The organism is Streptomyces sp. NPDC007983 (assembly GCF_042958345.1).
Classification (GTDB): Bacteria; Actinomycetota; Actinomycetes; order Streptomycetales; family Streptomycetaceae; genus Streptomyces.
In genome coordinates this window covers 1-18,110 of record NZ_JBIBJI010000045.1, presented here as the reverse complement: position 1 = coordinate 18,110, position 18,110 = coordinate 1, and the positions used below count along the sequence as shown (strand labels likewise).

At 66.9% G+C, this 18,110-nt stretch carries 15 protein-coding genes and 2 pseudogenes; 3 read left to right on the top strand and 14 right to left on the bottom strand.

All coding sequences use genetic code 11. The features are described from left to right. Window positions 1–171: 171 nt before the first annotated feature. Both ACFZCY_RS45075 and ACFZCY_RS45070 read right to left on the bottom strand, forming a co-directional pair. Complete coding sequence (locus ACFZCY_RS45075) at window positions 172–681, bottom strand: GNAT family N-acetyltransferase (protein WP_391187591.1); 510 nt, start codon at window positions 679–681, stop codon at window positions 172–174. Then, a pseudogene (locus tag ACFZCY_RS45070) lies at window positions 678–1,028 on the bottom strand (arsenate reductase ArsC); the annotation flags it as partial. The pseudogene ACFZCY_RS45070 and the gene ACFZCY_RS45075, both read right to left, overlap by 4 nt. A 634-nt stretch (window positions 1,029–1,662) precedes the next feature. Here ACFZCY_RS45070 and ACFZCY_RS45065 point away from each other — a divergent pair. After that, window positions 1,663–2,892 carry a nucleotide disphospho-sugar-binding domain-containing protein gene (locus ACFZCY_RS45065; RefSeq protein ID WP_391187589.1) on the top strand — a complete coding sequence of 410 codons (1,230 nt, stop codon included), beginning with the start codon at window positions 1,663–1,665 and terminating at the stop codon, window positions 2,890–2,892. 1,005 nt (window positions 2,893–3,897) lie between these two features. On the opposite strand, the gene ACFZCY_RS45060 is transcribed toward ACFZCY_RS45065, so the two are convergent. Then, window positions 3,898–4,131 (bottom strand): transposase, encoded by a 234-nt coding sequence (locus ACFZCY_RS45060; RefSeq protein WP_391187587.1) that lies wholly within the window; start codon window positions 4,129–4,131, stop codon window positions 3,898–3,900. Window positions 4,132–4,386: 255 nt separating this feature from the next. On the opposite strand from ACFZCY_RS45060, the pseudogene ACFZCY_RS45055 reads away from it, so the two are divergent. Beyond that, window positions 4,387–4,581 (top strand): annotated as a pseudogene (locus tag ACFZCY_RS45055) (glyoxalase/bleomycin resistance/dioxygenase family protein); the annotation flags it as partial. A gap of 46 nt (window positions 4,582–4,627) precedes the next feature. On the opposite strand, the gene ACFZCY_RS45050 reads toward ACFZCY_RS45055, so the two are convergent. From ACFZCY_RS45050 to ACFZCY_RS45005, 10 genes are all read right to left on the bottom strand, one after another. After that, complete coding sequence (locus ACFZCY_RS45050) at window positions 4,628–6,511, bottom strand: TniQ family protein (RefSeq protein ID WP_391187585.1); 1,884 nt, start codon at window positions 6,509–6,511, stop codon at window positions 4,628–4,630. A 7-nt stretch (window positions 6,512–6,518) separates the two neighbouring features. After that, window positions 6,519–7,502 (bottom strand): TniB family NTP-binding protein, encoded by a 984-nt coding sequence (locus tag ACFZCY_RS45045; protein ID WP_391187583.1) that lies wholly within the window; start codon window positions 7,500–7,502, stop codon window positions 6,519–6,521. Further along, window positions 7,499–8,584, bottom strand: coding sequence for an integrase core domain-containing protein (locus ACFZCY_RS45040; RefSeq protein WP_391187581.1), 1,086 nt, complete (start codon window positions 8,582–8,584; stop codon window positions 7,499–7,501). Before ACFZCY_RS45040 ends, ACFZCY_RS45045 begins: the two co-directional genes overlap by 4 nt. Before the next feature lie 153 nt (window positions 8,585–8,737). Continuing rightward, window positions 8,738–9,526 carry a glycerophosphodiester phosphodiesterase family protein gene (locus ACFZCY_RS45035; protein WP_391187579.1) on the bottom strand — a complete coding sequence of 263 codons (789 nt, stop codon included), beginning with the start codon at window positions 9,524–9,526 and terminating at the stop codon, window positions 8,738–8,740. A gap of 49 nt (window positions 9,527–9,575) precedes the next feature. Beyond that, window positions 9,576–10,370: an inositol monophosphatase family protein gene (locus tag ACFZCY_RS45030; protein ID WP_391187577.1), complete on the bottom strand. Its 795-nt coding sequence runs from the start codon at window positions 10,368–10,370 to the stop codon at window positions 9,576–9,578. Between the two features lie 344 nt (window positions 10,371–10,714). Next, a complete protein-coding gene (locus ACFZCY_RS45025; protein ID WP_391187575.1) occupies window positions 10,715–11,578 on the bottom strand; it encodes an ABC transporter permease subunit in 864 nt (287 codons plus the stop codon). Further along, window positions 11,575–12,546, bottom strand: a complete 972-nt coding sequence (locus tag ACFZCY_RS45020) for an ABC transporter permease subunit (RefSeq protein ID WP_391187573.1) — start codon at window positions 12,544–12,546, stop codon at window positions 11,575–11,577. Before ACFZCY_RS45020 ends, ACFZCY_RS45025 begins: the two co-directional genes overlap by 4 nt. A 53-nt stretch (window positions 12,547–12,599) precedes the next feature. Further along, window positions 12,600–13,922: an extracellular solute-binding protein gene (locus ACFZCY_RS45015; protein WP_391187571.1), complete on the bottom strand. Its 1,323-nt coding sequence runs from the start codon at window positions 13,920–13,922 to the stop codon at window positions 12,600–12,602. 104 nt (window positions 13,923–14,026) lie between these two features. Further along, the gene (locus tag ACFZCY_RS45010) at window positions 14,027–15,013 is read right to left on the bottom strand and encodes a glycosyl hydrolase family 32 (RefSeq protein ID WP_391187569.1); all 987 of its coding nucleotides are present in this window, start codon (window positions 15,011–15,013) and stop codon (window positions 14,027–14,029) included. Next, a complete protein-coding gene (locus tag ACFZCY_RS45005; RefSeq protein ID WP_391187567.1) occupies window positions 15,007–15,378 on the bottom strand; it encodes a hypothetical protein in 372 nt (123 codons plus the stop codon). Before ACFZCY_RS45005 ends, ACFZCY_RS45010 begins: the two co-directional genes overlap by 7 nt. Before the next feature lie 378 nt (window positions 15,379–15,756). Here ACFZCY_RS45005 and ACFZCY_RS45000 point away from each other — a divergent pair, with 378 nt between their 5' ends. After that, complete coding sequence (locus ACFZCY_RS45000; protein ID WP_234357313.1) at window positions 15,757–16,503, top strand: MgtC/SapB family protein; 747 nt, start codon at window positions 15,757–15,759, stop codon at window positions 16,501–16,503. 25 nt (window positions 16,504–16,528) lie between these two features. On the opposite strand, the gene ACFZCY_RS44995 is transcribed toward ACFZCY_RS45000, so the two are convergent. After that, window positions 16,529–17,518: a substrate-binding domain-containing protein gene (locus ACFZCY_RS44995; protein ID WP_391187565.1), complete on the bottom strand. Its 990-nt coding sequence runs from the start codon at window positions 17,516–17,518 to the stop codon at window positions 16,529–16,531. Between the last annotated feature and the right edge of the window lie 592 nt (window positions 17,519–18,110).

Sequence of the window (18,110 nt, the reverse complement as noted above, 5' to 3'; positions counted from 1 at the left end):
GGTACATCACGCCCCGCGAGACACGCCAGCGGCTCCAGAACGACCAAGCACTCGCAGCGTAGAAGAAGAGTGTCCAGGATCACGGGGAAACTTCAGAGAACGCGAGATCGTGGCGGTCGGATGGTGCCAACTACCGCGACCCGGCACACCGGGGCGCAACTTCGGCCTTGGTCAGGTGACGGTGGGGCTGCGGCGTTCGATCAGGACGACGTCGCGCCAGGTGCCGTGGTGGCGGCCGATGCGTTCGCGGGTGCCGATGATGCGGAAGCCTGCCTGCTGGTGGAGGCGGAGGCTGGCGGTGTTCTCGGGGAAGATGCCGGACTGGATGGTCCAGATCCCTGCCGCTTCGCTGGACGCGATCAGTGCGTTGAGGAGAGCGGCTCCGACTCTTTGCCGACGGGCTCCGGGATGGACGTAGACGGAATGCTCCACCACGCCCGCGTACGCGCAGCGGTCGGAGACCTTCGTGGCGGCGATCCAGCCGAGGACGCGGCCGTCGGTGTGGAGCGCGATGTGTCGGTGGTCGGGGAGTTTGGCTGCGTCGAACGCTTCCCAGGTGGGTGCGGTGGTCTCGAAGGTGGCGTTGCCTTCGTCGATGCCGAGTTGGTAGATCGCTAGCACGTCTTGAGCGTGCTCGGCGGTCAGCTCGGTGATCCGGAGGGTGCCGGTGGTCACGGTCATGCACAGTCACCTGGGGTGAGTTCGTTGATCAGGTTCGGGACGCGGGTGCGGATGTCGTCGCGGATCGGCCGTACTGCCGCTGTTCCTTGTCCGGCTGGGTCGTCGAGTTTCCAGTCGAGGTAGGTCTTGCCGGGGAAGACGGGGCAGGCGTCGCCGCAGCCCATGGTGATGACCACGTCGGATGCCTGCACGGCGTCGACGGTGAGGATTTTCGGGGTTTCGGCGGCGATGTCGATGCCGACCTCGGTCATCGCCTCCACGACGGCGGGGTTGACAGTGTCGGCGGGGGCGGATCCGGCGGAGCGGACCTCGATGTGGTCGCCCGCGAGGTGGGTGAGGAAGGCGGCGCCTTCCCCACAGCCGCGGGCAGCTCGTGGTCCCGGACCTGTTCGTGGGTGAGCAGGATGCGTTCCACGTGGCTCCAGCAGTCCGTGCGGGCCACCCAGTCCCGTTCGATATCGGCACCCGAGGCGTCGAAGTCGCCGACACTTCTCCGGGGCGCCACGAGTGTGCGGGTTGGAGTTTCCGCAGTTCAGGAGCGGTCGCGAGCACTGTAGCTGATGCAACACGTGTGGTGCACGGGGCCTACACGTCTTCGTCGTCTTCGGCGACCGGCTCGGCGGACGCGCGGCGAACGATCTTCCTCACTGTCCCTCGCAGGGAGCGCAGCAGCTCCCGCTCGGCTTCTTCCGTCCGGGCCTCGATGTTCCACTGCCGGATGTCGTCGGCCAGGCTTCGATGGAGTGCACAGCTCGTCGGAGATCCTCCGGGGCCGACGGCACCGCCGTACGCGGCGGGCCGCCGCTTCGAAAGGAGGTCGTCCGTCCATAACGGACGGCAAAAGGCAAAAGCAAGGAGGTTACCCACTCCTTGCCATGCTCAACATATAGCGCACCAGGGGGCTTGCGGCAAGACCCCCGGCGTGCCGCAGAATCGCCGGTCGAAGCCAGAACCTACAGAAACGGGTGTCGCGAAGTGCGTGTGTTGTTATCGACGTATGGGTCGCGCGGGGACGTCGAACCGCTGGTGGGACTCGCGGTGCGGTTACGGGAACTCGGCACGCAGGTGCAGGTGTGCGCGCCGCCGGACGAGGACTTCGCGCAGCGGTTGGACGGTGTGGGCGTGCCGCTGGTGCCCGTCAGCCGGTCGGCGCGGGCGATGACGAAGGAGGCCCCGCCGGCGTCGAGCCTGCCGCAACGCGCGGCCGAGGTCATCGCCGGGCAGTTCGACGCGGTCACCGCGGCGGCCGAGGGATGCGACGTGCTGGTGGCGACAGGGATGATGCCGGCCGCGGCCGGAGCGCTGTCGGTGGCTGAGATGCTGGGCATCCGATCCGTGTCCGTGACCTTCCAGCAGCTCACCCTGCCGGCGCCGCACCGCCGGCCACTGGCGTATCCGGGGCGGCCGTTCCCGCCGGAGGTGACCGACAACCGGGTGCTGTGGGATCTGGACGCCCAGAACATCGACGCGCTGTTCGGCGAGGCGCTCAACACGAACCGTGCGGCGGCCGGTCTGCCCCCGGTGAAACACGTCCGCGACTACGTCATCGGCGACCAGCCATGGCTGGCGACGGACCCGATCCTGGACCCGTGGCAGGAGACACCCGACCTCGACGTCGTTCAGACCGGCGCGTGGATCCTGCCGGACGAACGCCCGCTCCCGGCCGAGTTGGTGGCGTTCCTGGACGCCGACGCGCCACCGGTGTACGTGGGCTTCGGCAGCATGCCGATGCACGCCTCGACGGACGCCGCCCAGGTGGCCATCGAGGCTGTCCGCGCGCAGGGCCGCCGCGTCGTCATCGGGCGCGGCTGGGCGGACCTGGCGCTGATCGACGGCCGGGAGGACTGCTTCGCCGTCGGCGAGGTCAACCATCAGGCACTGTTCGGCCGGGTAGCCGCTGTCGTGCACCATGGCGGCGCGGGTACGACGACGACGGCCGCCCGGGTCGGCGCCCCCCAGGTAGTGGTCCCCCAGTTGGCGGATCAGCCGTACTGGGCCGGCCGGGTGGCCGAGTTGGGCATCGGCGCGGCACACGACGGTCCGACCCCGACCTTCGAGTCCCTGTCGGCCGCGCTGAGCACGGCCCTGAGCCCCGAGACCCGTGCACGAGCGACCGCCGTGGCCGGCACGATCCGCACCAACGGGGCGACGGTGGCCGCGAAGCTGCTGCTCGACACGGTCAGCGGAAAAAGGCCGGCAACATCCGTGTAAACCACGCCCGATCGTCGAGCCCCACGCCCCACGCGGAGGTCACGGGCAAAAGCACGCCCCCAACGCTGCACTCTCGCACCAGACCTCGACGCGGCGGCTCTGCGGGGCCCACAGGTTGCGCCGGTAGCCTTCCGCAGCGCGCTCCATGGCTCCTCGATGGAGTCGTACTGGAGCTCCTGCCGCACCATGCGGGTTCCGTCGGTGAGCCATTCCCACGGGATCTTCCCGGACTCCCGCATATAGCCCAGTTCCCGGACGACGACCGAGTAGTTCCGGCACGAGGTGCCGGTGTCCTTGTCCCACAGCCGTCCGATGCCCAGGTAGTAGACGTGGCGCACGCTGCACGGCCGCGCCCCTTCCGCGATCGAGGACATCGCCTCGCGCAGGGCCTCCACCTGGTCCTTTGTCCGGCGGGAGCTTTTACGAAGCTAGCGTCGTAAAACGCCATACTTCCAGTGAACGCCCGAGGCGGTGTCGCCGTCACCGCCTCGGGGCGCCCTGTGCCGACTCCCGGCCGTGCAGCGGCTGGGAACCGGGCCCTCGCGCGTTTCAGCTCCAAGTCGATCACCTGTTGTTCGAGGGTGGTGATCCGGGCCTTGAACTGTTCGGTGTCCTCGGGGCCGCCGATGCCGGACTCGCGCCAGACCTGCTCGCCCAGGACCTCGCTGAGGCGCGCTTCGAGGCGGCGGACCTGGGCGGCGAGCCGGGCGGTTCGGGCGTCGGCGGCCAGCAGATCGGCTTGCAGGGAGGCCCGGCTGACGGCAGGGCCGCGGCTCCCGGGGACCGTGGGCGGCTCGGCGGCCTGGGCGTGGATCTGGCCGAGCAGGTCGCGGTGGCGGTAGAGGAAAGTGCGGTCGACGCCGGCGCGGCGGGCGATCGCTGCGACGCTGACGTCCGAGCCGTCCTTCGCGGCCTGGGCCAAGGCCGCGAGCACGCGCTGGCGCCGTCGTCCGGTGTCGGCCCGGCGGCCCTCGATCATCGCCTGGACGGTGGGGTCGGGTGCGGTCATGCGGGTCGCTCCGGTCGAAGGTCGGGCAGGGGCTGGCGGATGCGGGGCATGCCGAGGAAGTTCTGCCGCATCTGGCGGACGACCTGGGCGGCCCGCTGGATCTCGGCGCGTTCGGCTTCGGTGAGCGTCTCGACGTCCTCGGTGACGCGCTGGATCAGACGTCGGATGCGGGTGATCTCCGCGTCCGAGGGCATGGCCTCGGCGCGGGCCCAGTCGTCCGCCTCGGCCATCGACCTCAGCTTCTCCCTTCCGAGACGAGCCGGTAGTACGCCTGGCGGAGGGTGCAGCCGCCGACCTGGTCGTAGCTGGTGACGATATCGGCTGCGCGTTTCACGATGCGCGGCCACTGGAGTCTGGGCACACCGGTACAAGTACCCATCGGCTCAGCGGCGGGTGCCTCCCAAACTCGTGAACATCGACTTGGCCGCCGTCGGGGTGCCTCCCGCGCTCATCGACAAACGACTCCCGTTCTCGCGTACAAAGCCACCTCGTGCTGCTACGCGCTCCAGGACAAGGTGTGGGTACACGGCCCCGGCAAGGAGCCGTGGGAGGTCTACGTCGTCAAGGCCGACGCCGAGCAGATGGGCAAGAGCCCTGCCCTCGAGAACGGCCCCGGCGGCTGTTGCGGCGGGTCGGAGGACGGCGATAAGTCCGACGCAGGCTGCGGGTGCGGTGCCTGAGGAGCGGTCCTCGGCTGATCCTGAAGATCGTCGCTAGTGGGTCCGGTCAGGCGTCGAGCTGCGTGATGAGCTGGCCGCGGTACTCCTGGAGTGCGGCATGGACAAGCTGGTGAATCGGGCGGTGGCGTGCGCGCCGGCGGTCCGGGTTCTCCAGCCATAGGGATTCGTAGACGGCGGTATCCCGCACCTGTTTGGAGGGGGAGCCTTGTGTGGAGCGCAGGGCGGGTGCGTGGAGGCGTTCGCCTTGAGTGGCCCATGCCCAGACCACCGCTGAGGCGCCAAGGTATCGGGCGGTGTTCCAGAGGGTCTTGTGGTGGCTGGCTGGAGTCTGCTGCTGACGGACCACGTCAATGATCACCTCCCAGGCGTCTGGAGGGATGGTCCATTGGCTCAGGAGGTCCCTGCGGCGCTGGTAGTTGGTGAGGTTGGGCGTCGCGGCGATGAGGTCGGCGAGGCGTGAGAGGGCTTCTTCGTAGCGTTGTGCGTTGTCGTCCTTTCGTTGCCATTGTCGTACCCGCGCGGCGAGGTTGCTGACGTGGGCGCGGCTGAAGCCCAGGTAGAAGGCGGCATCGGCGCGGGCTCCGCCGCGAGCCATCTGGGCCAGGCGGATAGCGGCATCCTGCCGAAGGAGCTGGGGCGGGGCGTCCAGGGTCGCGAGTGGTGCCAGCCAGTCCTCGGGGAGCCGTTGGGGGATGGTCCGGGCGTCCAGCTTCCCGTCATGCGTTGGTGGTGGGGGGAAGATGGCCGGGATTCCCGGGCTCCTGCGAACGCGGAGGGGGTCCAGGCGCGGCTTCGCGGCGGCGCGGAAGCTTGCTGAACAGTGAGGTTCCAGTTCAAGGAGCTTCGCTCGTCCCGGCCAGTGGAGATGGCATTCGGCCAGGAGGCGGTCGATGCATTCGGCTGTCTCAGGAGTGGTGAGGAAGCGGGTGGCCAGCGTGGCCAGGGCCGCGCTGGCTGCGGCGTCCGGTGGTGGGGCGTCGAGAGCCCGGAGGGTGGAAGCACGGTGTCCGCCCTGTTGGCGTTTGCTCACTGCTGCCAGGCGTTCTTCGACGTGTGAGGCGATGACGTTGAGCTGGGGTATGTCGGGGAACAGTTCCGCTGCGGTCGGCCAGGTCCCGCAGATCAGCAGTGTGATCGCGCGGAGGTTGTTGAAGTGCTCGGCCGCGCTGGCTGGGCGGCCGGCCGAGAGAACGGGGCCTGGGGCTGGAGCGCAGGCAAGGTCCAGCAGACGTCGTTGGAGGGCAGCGACTTCGGGGTCGGGGCGGATAGCGGGGCTGTTGGCGCGGTCGAGGTGGTGACCGCAGGGCCGAGGGGAGCGAAATGCTTCGCCATGACCGGTGATCCGGCTGCGGCACAGGGCGGGGTGGAGGTTCGCCAGCGGGCTGGGGATGAGGCTGGCCGGACGCCATCGGCCCGTAGTACCGATGCCGGTGGAGAAGGCAGGGTTGCCGCAGGCGGGGCACTGCCAGTCGAGGAATCGGTGGTGTCGCAGGCAGGCGAAGGTCATGGGAAGCCGCCAGGTGCCGCTCCAGCAGCTCGCCGTGGCGGTGTCGTCTATGTCGCCCAGGCACTCGGGGCAGTAGCGGCTGAAGCGGGTGAACACCCATCCTTCGTTGACCACCGCCTCGAAAGGGCGCCCGGGCTTGAGGTAGTTGGGGTGCAGGGGCGGGAATCCGGGAGCTTGCGGGGCGAGGGTCAGGTTGTGGACCTCCTGGACGGACAGGCGGCAGATGCCCGCGATGTGGGCTGTGAGCTCGGGAGTGAGCCGCAGAAGATGACGGGGCGAGATGACGTTCCCTGTGCGGGGGAAGAGCCCGGTGCGCTCGCCGATGTGGAGCGGCGCGATGCTGAGCCGGTGGGCCAGCCGGAGCAGGAAACTGGGCAGCGTCTCGTCGGGGACAGGGTTCAGGCTTCGCGGAAGCGGTCGCACGGCGGCCTCACGCTCCGGCTTCGGCGGCCGGTCCTTGATCGTCGAACACGGTGTTCCGGCCGCGTCTGCGTGGGGCCGGCCGCTTGGCTGCTTGCCGGGCGGTCGCCGCGGCCTGCGTGGCCGGGACGTCGGGAATCTCGCCGGCGTTCGGATCGCGGCCGGGCTCGGAGGAGAGGTTGAGGGCGATGCCCTCCAGAAGGGGCTCGGTCAGGCACTCTGTCCCGGTGTCGATGGCTTCCTGGCAGCCGTCTTCGACCAGCCGCTCCAGCAGCCCGACCACTCCGTGGGTGCGTTCGAACAGGTACTCAGGCATGTGTCCGTCGGTGAGCATGCCGGGCGGGGCGTTCATCAGCCGCAACTGGTCTTCGAGACCGGCCAGGTGCTGGACCCAGGCGGTGATCTGGGGCGGGGTGTCGTAGCGGAAGTGGTCGAGTTCGACCAGATCGAAGCGGCGCTCGGTCTGCGTGGCCTCCAGGCCGTGGACCTTGGCGTGCCGGGAGGGCGGCAGGACCCACTGCCCGGTGCGGGCATCATGGCGGCCTTCCCGCAGCAGCCCGGAGCCCGGGATGTCGACGCCGATAAGGATGAGCGTGACGTGCATGCTCATGAAGGCGCGGATGAGGTCGAGCGCGTCCTGGTCGTCGGCCCGGTGCATGCGCAGGCGGGTGATGTCGTCCAGCAGAAGTGCTTTCGTACCGTGATCGTTCAGGGACGCGGCGACCTGATGGACGAGATCGGGAAGGTCGAGGTTCTTCGTGGGAGCGCCGTAGAAGTTCAAAATCGCCTTGGAAGTGCTCTTCGGCTTGGCCGTCACCGGTGTCTGGACATAGGCGACCGGCGCGTACAGGTCGCGGGCCCCGGGGAGCGCATCGGGGTTGACGTGCTGGTACAGCTCCAGCCAGGAATCCTCGAAGGCCGCGGCGATCTCGCAGGCCGTCTCCGTCTTTCCCTGATAGCCTGTGGGGCTCGAATAATCGTCGCGCCTGGTCAAGAGGCATATCTGTACTCGTTGATCACGCCGCCGAGGATGCGAGTGCGCAGGACTCTGCGGCTGGTCGGCTCCAGAACCGGAGGTGGTTGCCCGTGAGCTTGGGGAGGTAGTTGGCATCGGGCCCGGTGGGGGCGGTGCGCGTTGTAGTGCCTCTGGTACGTGGCCAGGACCTGGCGCGCGTGACCTTCGCCAAGGATGAGTGTGTGGTCGAGGACTTCTCGGCGGAGGGTGCCGATCACGCGTTCGCAGTGGGCGTTGGCCTTCGGTGCGCGGACCGGTGTCTTGATGATCTCGATGTCCTCGGCCTGGAACACGGCGTCAAAGGCGTCGGTGTACTTGCTGTCGCGGTCTCGGATGAGGAAGCGCAGCGAGTCCATGCGTATGCCCAGGTCGGTGGCGAGGTTGCGGGCTTGCTGGGTGGTCCAGGCCGCGGTCGGGTGTGCGGTGACGCCGGCGACGTGCAGGCGCCGGGTGTGGTGCTCGAGGAAGACCAGGGCGTACAGGCGGTGCAGGCTGATGGCGTCGATGTGGAGGAAGTCGCAGGCGATCAGACTGGTGGCCTGTGCGGAGAGGAACTCGCGCCAGGTTGGGCCGGTGCGGCGTGGTGCGGGGTCGATGCCTGCTGTGTGGAGGATCTGCCAGACGGTAGAGGCGGCGATCGGGTGTCCGAGCCGGGCCAGTTCGCCCTGGCTCCGGCGATGGCCCCATCGGTTGTTCTCGCGGGCGAGGCGCAGTACGAGGTTCTTGATGGCGGCCTGTGTGGGCGGCCGTCCGGGACCGCGGCGTTGTCGGGAGTAGTCCCATCGGAGGGCGACGAGGTTGCGGTGCCAGGCCAGGAGCGTGCTGGGGGTGATGGGGAAGACCGTGGCCCAGCGGCGGCGGGGGATCAGTGAGGACAGGGAGGCGAACCACATGCGGTCCGCGGGCTCGTACCGTACTCGTCCTTGTAGTTGGCGTCGTAGCACGGCGTTTTCGTGGCGCAGGACGAGAAGTTCGGCCTCCTTCGAGGTGTCCCGCCGTAGAAGCACCGTCGGGACGGCGAGAAGGCGTCGAGTCACCTGGTATAGGAGCGACACGATCATCCCATCATGGTCGCAGCTCTGTGCACGCCGGGTGGGGCGTTTGACCAGCAGCGATGAATAACCGAGCCCCACACGGTGGCCAGGAGGTGCAAGTGCAGCTACAGCCAGTTGCGCCGCGTGGCCGCCGCCGAAACCGGTGGCGGCCACGCCGGGTCAGGATGCTTCTGGAATCAACGCCGCATCGTTGCGGGCGAAGGACGGGAATCGCGACGTGAACTCGTCGCTCGCCAGCAGGAGCTGGCGTGCGTATTCCGGTGCGTTCGAGGCCGACATGTCGACGTCGAGCTCGAGAAGGCGTCGGACGTCACCGGGTCCCTCGATGAGGGACCCGCCGACGACGTATCCCGCGTCGTGCAGCTCATCGACGAGCGACCGCTTCAGTGTCGCCAGTGGAAGCAGGATCGTCGAGACGTCCAGTCGCCGCATGTCGTCGCGCCAGTTGCTGTCCATGTCGGGGACGTGCAGAGCGGTTCCGCGAGGGGTGTCTGGCCACTCGTCGGTGTAGTCGCTCAGCGACAGCGGTTCGAAGCTCGTCACCAGGCATCGTGCCTGATCGCGTTCAGGCCGGTCACGCAGCAGCTTCGCGAGGCCGCGTGCCGCGGCCGGCGCCTTGATCTCGACCTGGAGGAGGACGGTCGTCGCATCGAGTACTTCGTCGAACGTGGGGATCCGTTCCCCCGAACCCAGGTCGACGCTCCGCAGCTCGCTGAAGGTGAGCTCCTCGACGGGGGTGTGCAGATGGGGGGTCGACGTTGCGGCGGTTCGGGCGGCTGTCCGATCGTGGATGACCACGAGTACATCGTCTCGTGTCACACGAACGTCGAGTTCGATTTCGTCGACGCCGACGCGTTCTGCGCTGGCGAACGACGACAACGTGTTCTCCGGCGTGTCCGCAACGTTTCCGCGGTGTCCGCAGAGCACAAAGGTGCGTGAGTCTGTCATCAGGAGTCCTCCATCCCGTGGGGGTGAGCGGGGTGTGCTGGCGGTGCTGTCAGTCGAGCAGCGGATCGAGCGCGTCGGCGAGCCGGGGGCTGGCGATGAGTAGCCGCTCGGCCGTGGGCGCCACGCCGGCGACGACGCGCACGTCGGCTCCCGCCTGGACTGCGATGAGAGTCGCCGCCGCGTAGTCCCAGATCGGAAGTCCCCGCTGGATGTGGGCGTCTGTGCGGCCCTCCGCGACCCCGCAGATCTCCAGTGCCGCGGCCCCGATCAGCCGGAAGTCGCGGATGCGCGGGGTCAGTCTGTTGATGTCCTCAAGGATCTGGGCGCGCCTGGCGAGGTCGTAGTGAATGCCCGTGGACACGAGAGCCTTGTCCAGGGGCACGTTCTCGTTGACGTGCAGCGGCGTTCCGTTCAGGCGGGCGGGATGGCTGACGGCTGCGGTGTACTCCGCCGAGCGCGCCGGTGCGTAGACGCAGGCCGCGACGGAGGTGTGTCCGCCGTCCTCGTCCTTAACCGTTGCGGCAATGGACACCGCGTAGTACGGGGAGCCGTACAGGTAGTTCACGGTGCCGTCGATCGGGTCGACGATCCAGGTGATGCCGCTGCTGCCGGAGACCTCGCCGGTTTCCTCGCCGAAGAATCCGTCGTGCGGTCGCTCTGCGGTCAGCTTTTCCCGGATGAGCGCTTCTACGGCGGTGTCGGCCTGGGTGACGATGTCCAGTTGGCTGGACTTCGTTGTCTCCACGCTGATTCCGGCGTTCCGCATGGTCGTGGCCAGCGTCCCCGCTTCGGCCGCGATACTCCGGGCGATATCAAGCAATTCCAGGGGATCGGGGTTCGTCACGGTGACGGTGTCCTTTCACTGGTCTTCTGTGCGGTGTCGCAGACGATGTCCACAACCGGCGCGGGCATCAGGTTCGCCCGGGGACGTGACATCCGTGGACGGCACGTGAAGCGATCTTGCAGACAACGGCTCACGGGACGTGTGCTCCTGCGAGATCGACGGGCCGAGCTACTTCAACCCGCTTCGGGTGAATGGCGATGAGCCGCTTCCGGAGGATGACGAAGATGATGACCATGGGCAGGGCGGCAAGGACGCCGGCCGGCATCAGCACGTTCCCATCGATTGTGTACGCACCGCGGAGCGGAGCGATGCCTGGTGCGAGGGTGAGCTTGGTGTTGCGTAGGTCATCCTTTGAGCGCGGAGCCGGCGACGCTCTGGATGAAGTATCGCTGGAAGAGGAGGAAGACGATCAGCACCGGAAGCACGAGGAGTGTTCCAAACGCGAACACCTGGCCCCAGTCCGGCGGCTGCTGCGCGGAGAAGACACTCATCTCGAGTGGCAGGGGCCGCACATTCGGGTCGGAGGTCATGAGCAGTGGCCAGAGGAACTTCCCCCATGAGTCGAGGAAGGAGAGGATCGCGACGGTTGCGAATGCCGGCTTCGAGTTCGGGACGACGATGCGGAGGTATACGCCCCAGGAACTCAGGCCGTCCAGGCGGGCAGCCTCTTCCAGGCTCTTGGGGATGTTGAGGAAGAACGTGTAGAAGAGGTACACCGAGAACGCGTTGGCGATGAACGGGATCATCTGCACGAACAGAGTGTCGCGTTGTCCCGACATCAGCCACAGCAGCGGCATCGCGATCGACTCGAACGGCACGATGATCAGCAGGACGACGAGAATGAAGACCTTGTCGCGACCGGCCCATTTCAACCGTGCAAAGGCGTAGCCAGCCATCGAGTTGACGATCAGCCCGGCGATGACGATCACGAACGAGATGACGAACGAGTTGACGAAGAACCGCCAGAAGTATCCGGTGGCACCGGAATTCAGTGCGGAGAACGCGGCCAGGTAGTTGTTGAAGGACAGGTGCACGGGGAGAAACCCGCTGAAGCCGTTGAGGACCTCGTTCGAGGGCTTCAGGCTGCCGATGACGAGGTAGTAGATCGGGGCGACCATGATGATCGCAGCGATCGCCATAACGACGTAGTCGCGAGCATCTGCGAGGGTGCGTCGGCGGTTCCTGGGCCGGAGGGTGGGGGGTGTCACTCTTCGCTCCTCTGTCGAAGCAGTCGTCGCTGGACCAGAGTGATGATCACTACGATGACGAACAGGAATACGGAGATGGCCGATGCCCGGCCGAGATTGTTGTCCGAGGAGAGGGAATTCGTCGCCTGGTACAGCACCGTTTGTGTCGCGTTCTCATTCGCACCTGCGGTGCGAATGAGGATGTAAATCTGGTCGTAGACGCGGAACGCCAGGATGGTCGTCAGGAGCACCACGAAGATCAGCGTGTTGCGGATACCGGGAACGGTCACGTGAATGAACTGCTGCCATGCGTTGGCGCGGTCAAGGCGGGCGGCTTCGTAACGTTCTTCGGGAATGTCCTGGAGGCCGGCGAGGATGATGACCATCTGGAAGCCGACGCCCTGCCAGACCGAGAGCAGGATGACAGACCCGAGCGCAGTTGCGGACGAGCCGAGCCAGTCCTGCGTGGGGACAAGACCCGCCGTGAGGAAGTGGACCGAGGCGTTGAGCAGACCGTCTGAGCTGCGGTCCAGGATCAGCCGCCAGATGACGGCGACGAGCGCCATCGGGAAGACGACGGGCATGAAGAACAACGTGCGGAAGAAGCGCACGCCTCTCAGCTTGCGGTTGAGCAGGACCGCGAGGAGGAGCGCGAGTCCTGTCTGAGCCGGGATGACGACGATCGCGAAGACGAGGTTGTTGATCAGGGAACGGAGGAACGCTCCTGAGACCAGGGGATCGGTGAACAGCCGAATGTACTGGTCGAGGCCGACGAAGGTGGCTGGCCGAACCTGATTGACCTGCACGTTGAACAGGGACAGGGCGATTGCGGTGATGAAGGGGATGGCGATGAACGCGATCAGTCCCGCGACAGCGGGGAGGGCCATGAGGATGCCCGTGGCGGTGTCCCGGTTCGGTCGCCGTCGGCGGGCCCGACGTGTGCGTGCGCTCGAAGCGGTGGTAGCGGTGGGAAGGCCTGGCTCAGCCATGAGATCTCTTTCGGGAGATGGGTGTGGGTGCCCTGCGCCCACACCCGTTGTTCCTACTTGTAGTTGCTGTTGTCGGCGAAGTTCGAGTCGATTGCCTTGGCAGCGTTGGTGAGCTCGGTCTTCGGGTCGGCGCCGCCGTAGATGGCGGACAGGGCACTCCCGAACTTCGCTGTGACGGTCGGGTATCCCGGGGTGACCGGGCGGTAGATGGCGGCGCAGTCGCTGGTCACCTTGTCAGCCGCGCAGGCCTTTGCCAGCTGCTTACCCCACAGCGCCAGGGCGCCTCCGGTCTTGTACAGGCTCGCTTCGGCGAACGCGGATTTCGTCGCGGGCGGAGCGCCGTTTGCCTTGACCATGGCGTTGACGCTGGTGTCGCTCAGCAGGTAGTCGAGGAATGCGCCGGCGGCCTTGCCGTTCTTGGTGCCGGCGCCGATTCCCCACGTCCAGGAGCCGACGTCGGACTTCGCTCCGTCACCGAGGTTGGGCAGCGGCAATGCCACCAGGTTCTTGCCGAGGGCCTTGCTGTTGTCCGGGTACAGCCAGTGACCACTCCACTGCAGACCTACCTTGCCGTCGGGGAAGGCCTTGCCGTCGGGGCTGGAGGCTACGTACGGCTTCCACGACGCGAACGTCTTCAGGGCCTTGACGCTTGCGGCCGAGTTGAGGGCGCCGGAGGCCTTGTTGTCCTTGAGGATGCCTCCGCCGGCGGAGTAGATCAGGGGGGAGAACGCGTAGATGCCCCACTCGCCGGACAGGCCTGACTCTCTGAGGTCGATCGCCTTGCCGGACGGGGAGACCGCGGCGACCTTCTTCAGGACATCAGCGAACTGGCTAGTTGTCCAAGCCTGATCGCTGGAAGTCGGTATGTGGACGCCGGCGGCCGCCAGGAGCTTCTTGTTGCCGTACAGGCCGATGGCGGAGTCGAACTGGGCAAGCCCATAGAGCTTGTCGTCGTAGGTGCCTTCCGCGATGGAGCCGGCGGTCGCGTTATCGATGGTGGCCTTGGAGACGTAGTCGCTGAGTGGGCTGATCCGCTTGTTGTAGGCGAAGGAGGCGAGGGTCGGGCCGTCGATGTCCATCACATCCGGGAGCTTGTCCGCGGGGGTGTTGGTGATGGTCTGTGTGTACGTGTCGCCCGGGATCAGCCGGAGCGACGCCTTGACCTTCGACTGGGACGAGTTGAAGCCCTTGACGGCCGCCTTGATCGCGGCGACCTCAGCATCCTGGCCCTGGTGCGACCAGATCTGGATCGTCCCGGTTCCGTCGCCGGCCGCGGAATGGGGTTCGCTGGAGCTGCAGCCGGTGATGACAGCGACGGCGGTGACCGCGGCGAGAGCTGCGAGGCTTCCTCGACGCGCAGCACGCTTGATGTTCATGATTCTCCTCTTGTCGTGCGCTGGGGCTGGGATCACGGGTTGGGTGGCTGGGGCCTTAAGTCCGCCGCGTCTGCCACGGCGGTCCGAAGCTGGAGGGTGCTGCGTTACAGCGGTGAGGAATCGAAAGCGGCATCGTCGACAGCCAGGTAACCGTCCGCGTCGAGGCTGACCGGGAGGGGATCGCTGATCACGCCACGGAAGTCGCTTCCGGGTTCGGCGCCGATGAAGCACATGAGGGACCATTGGGCGTCGCGATCTGCCACGAGCCGGCCGGAGTAGTGAAATGACGTCGTGATCGGGCGCGCGGCCCGCACATCCATGTGCTCATGAGGCGCAGAGATGGGAAGCGCCCACGTGCCCGGGTCGCCCTGGCGCGCCGGGTTGTCGGCTGAAAGCGTGTTCGGTCCGCACGAGAACACGAGCCACCATTGCCCGTCGATTTGCGCGACCTGCGGCACCTCAAGGTGAGCGAATCCTGCACCGGGATCGGACAGCGGCGGGAGGATTTCCCACTCCTGAAGGTCCGGTGAGTACGCGTGCCCGATCACTCCGCGGTTGTCGAGAGGCCCATCCTTGGCACGGGCGGTGACGAGCATGTGCCACCCAGATCCGTTCGGATCACGGAAGACCCACGGGTCCCGCCACGCTTCCTCTTTCCAGCCCTCGCCGGGCACGTACGTCTCGTACCAACGCGGATCAGCACGGGTGATGGGGCCAGGAAGTTTCTCCCAGGTGGTCAGGTCCGAAGACACGGCGACCCCGATTGTCTCGATGTTGGCGTACTCCGGTTCAGGGTGCAGGAATCGAGAGCCGGTGTAGAACATGCGCCAGAGGCCGTCATCTCCGCGGACAACGCAGCCCGTCCACGTCGCCGTGGCGTCGAACGCGCCCTCGTCCCCAGCCTCGAAGGCGCGCCCGACGATCTCCCATGTACGGAGATCCGTAGAGACCGCGTGACCGATACGGGCGGCGCGGTGGCGCCGTTGTGGATCCCCCAAACTGTGGGGAGCGTTCAGGAAGTAGAGGTGGAAACGATCCGTATCCTGGGCGATCCAGAAGTCCCATGCCCACCCGTCGGGAACCTTCAGCATGAGTGCTCTCCCTTGGTGTACTCATCCAACGGCTGCAATGCGCCTCCGTCGACGTAGTTCGGAGCCGTGGCGCTTTGCCGCATGACGTCAAGGCCTTCGCCTGCGCCGAGGGGGACGTCGAGCCGGTAGTACTGGTCCACCGGGACCTGCTGGAGGTAAAGCTTGACGTCCGGGTTCGCAGCCTTGAGTCCATCCACGGCCTTCTGAACACCCGCCTTCTGGGTGGGGCCCCAGATCATCAAGCTCAGATTGATGGAACCGCTGGTGTGCGTCGGTGATGCTGAACAGCCGACGATGCCGGTGTTGAGGGCTGCCGCGCCGACAGCAGCGGAATCGGAACCTTGGGCGCGCTTGAACGAGAGCATCTCTCTGGACCTCCTTCGATCTCCTGCTGTGGGGCGCCTTCTGCGACCGAAACTGTCAGCCACGGGCCGAGACCGTTCCTACGCCTCTTGGCCACCGGAGTGACGACGTACGGGAAGGCCTATGTACTGCGTCGCCCGGCACCTCACACGTCTGCGACGTTACGGGAACGTTCCCGGTCCGGCAATGGCGTGAAAGTATCAGAGGTCGTTCGACGCGAACAAGTAACACTTTCGTAAACGTGAAGTGGCCGCAAAAATCCGAAATGATAGACCGGCGTTCTTGCCCGAGGGGGGCGATGCACGTAACCTGCCCCGCCGGGAACGCTCCCGGCTCGATGGTGTGCCGGGCGCCTACCATCAGCCAGGAAAGGAGCGCCCGTGACCGATCCCGGTCTCATATTCGGACTCTCGTTCAGGATCCTCGTCGCCATGGTGCTGGGCGCGGCGATCGGCCTGGAACGGCAATGGCAGCTGCGCACTGCCGGCATCCGCACCAACGCCCTGGTCTCCGTCGGTGCGTGCCTGTTCGTCTTCATGGGAGCCGTCGGGCTCGGCGAGAACCCCGGAGCCGACCCCACGCGGGTGGCGGCGCAGGTCGTGTCCGGCATCGGTTTCCTCGGCGCCGGCGTCATCCTGCGGGACGGGTTCAACATCCGCGGACTGACCACGGCCGCGACCCTGTGGTGTGCCGCAGCGATCGGCTCCCTCGCCGGAGCCGGGATGGAGATCATGGCGCTCATCGGCTGCGTGGCGATCATCGCGACCAACACACTCCTGCGCCCCCTGGGCCGGTTCGTCAACGGCCGCCAGCGAAACTCCGGCGCGTCACCGCAGCAGGCGGGCGACGAGGACGACGAGCCGACCGACTACATGCTCGAGGTCGTCACCACCGACAAGAGCGAACCGCGCGTCAGGGCGATGGTCCTGCAGGCCGTCGACCGGCCGGAATACACACTCCGCTCGCTCAACATACGGCCCGGAAAGAGTTCGCAGACCAAGGTCCTGGCGGGTGTGTCGGCGCAGCACGCCGGTGACTCGGAGGGCCTGGAGGTCGCCGTCCAGCGCATCGGCATGGACCCGAAGGTGACATCGAGCCGATGGTGGCCGGCCGAAACCGATGACTGACCGGGCCCTCCCGGCCGTGCAGGGGTCACGGCAGGCGGGGAAGCCTGCCTGCCGTGCGGCCTTCGATGAGACTGCCCCGAAGCTCGACCAGGCGGTCCTGGTCGGTCTTGCCTTCGATCTTGTCGAGCAGGAGATTGATCGAGGTCCTGCCGATCTCCTCTACCGGCTGGCGGAACGTGGTGAGCCCAAGGTACGGGGTGTTCAGCGGGCCGAAGCCGTCGTAACCGGTCACCGTGTAGTCCTCGGGTGCCGACTGCCCTCGCTGCCGCAGGACCTCCAGGGCATCGACCGCTGACCCGTCCGTGGGGCACATGATGGCCGTCACTCCGGTGCCGTCGAGCTGGTCGGTGATCGCCTGGGTCGCCTCTCGGTCGGTGGCGACCTGCCAGACGACGGGTGTTTTCCCTACGGCGCGTATGCGCTCGACCATGGCGAAGCCGCGGGCGTACTGGCTCAGGGAGTAGGCCTCGTCGGCCAGGACGACCGCGATGCGCTCGTGTCCGAGCTGTAGCAGGTGCTCCGCCAGCACGGTGCCGCCGTCGGCGTCGTCACAGAACACGCTGGTGATGCCCCGGCTCGTCTCGCGCCGGCCCGCCACCACGATCGGTACCCGGTCGATGAATGGGACGATCTCCTCCGAAGGCAGACGGGCCGACGACACCACCAAGCCGTCCACCTGCAACGAGACGAGATTCCTCAGCGCACGCAGCGCGTCGGCGACACCCAGGTCGGCGGCGCTCGTGGCGGTGACGACCTGATAGCCGCGGTCCTCGGCTGCGCGCTGCATCGCCGTCTGCAGCAAAGCATAAAACGGCCGTGTCATGTCCCTGAGCAGGACACCGACTGTCTTCGTCTGCGAGCTGACGAGCCCCCGGGCCATGGCGTTGGCCACGTAGCCGAGCTTGCGCGCGGCACGCTCGACCTTCTCCCGGGTCTCTGCGCTTACCTCGCCCTGCCCGGACAGGGCGCGCGACACGGCAGACTTGGAGACCCCTGCTTCCGCGGCGATGTCCAAGATCGTGGGAGCCTTGCCGCGGGCCCTCGTCATCCGTTCCAGCTCCCCACTACGCGTTAGCCAATGCCATCCGGGAACGTTCCCTGCCAACGACTATAACCGGTGGCCCTAGCAGCGATCTCCCATCGTAGCGGCCCGAAAGCACAGAGCAAGGGTGGCAGCAGCGATGGCCTGACCTGCCGTGAACCGGTACCGGCAAAGCTATCTCGTTGAACGATTTGGCGGGTGCGGATGCAGGAGCAAAATCACTCGGCCACTGCCCTCACATGAGCGTCGGTCGGTGCGGTTGCCTGGCTGCCGGCGGCGTGTCAGCTTGCTCTCGGCAGTTCGGAGCGGGTGAGGCGGTGGTCGATCGTCGCGGCTGCGGTCTGGAGCATGGAGATCGCCTGGTACAGGAAGGGACTGGGTCCGAGGTGCGGCGGACTGCTAAGACCCGGCGCACATGCGAGGGGCGGGTGAGCCGGATGACGCGCACCTCGTGGGATTCGATCATGCCTGGGCCTGTGTGATGTTGTGATCAGCCAGTTGCCTTCAGGATGTCGTCGATCCAGATCATCGAGGCACGGAGGTGGAGGCCGGCGAGGTAGCTCTC

Coding starts and splice junctions, on each gene's coding strand:
- ACFZCY_RS45075 (WP_391187591.1), bottom strand. CDS start 681: ATGACCGTGACCACCGGCACCCTCCGGATCACCGAGCTGACCGCCGAG.
- ACFZCY_RS45060 (WP_391187587.1), bottom strand. CDS start 4,131: ATGGCCGAGGCGGACGACTGGGCCCGCGCCGAGGCCATGCCCTCGGAC.
- ACFZCY_RS45040 (WP_391187581.1), bottom strand. CDS start 8,584: ATGATCGTGTCGCTCCTATACCAGGTGACTCGACGCCTTCTCGCCGTC.
- ACFZCY_RS45035 (WP_391187579.1), bottom strand. CDS start 9,526: ATGACAGACTCACGCACCTTTGTGCTCTGCGGACACCGCGGAAACGTT.
- ACFZCY_RS45020 (WP_391187573.1), bottom strand. CDS start 12,546: ATGGCTGAGCCAGGCCTTCCCACCGCTACCACCGCTTCGAGCGCACGC.
- ACFZCY_RS45015 (WP_391187571.1), bottom strand. CDS start 13,922: ATGAACATCAAGCGTGCTGCGCGTCGAGGAAGCCTCGCAGCTCTCGCC.
- ACFZCY_RS45010 (WP_391187569.1), bottom strand. CDS start 15,013: ATGCTGAAGGTTCCCGACGGGTGGGCATGGGACTTCTGGATCGCCCAG.
- ACFZCY_RS45005 (WP_391187567.1), bottom strand. CDS start 15,378: ATGCTCTCGTTCAAGCGCGCCCAAGGTTCCGATTCCGCTGCTGTCGGC.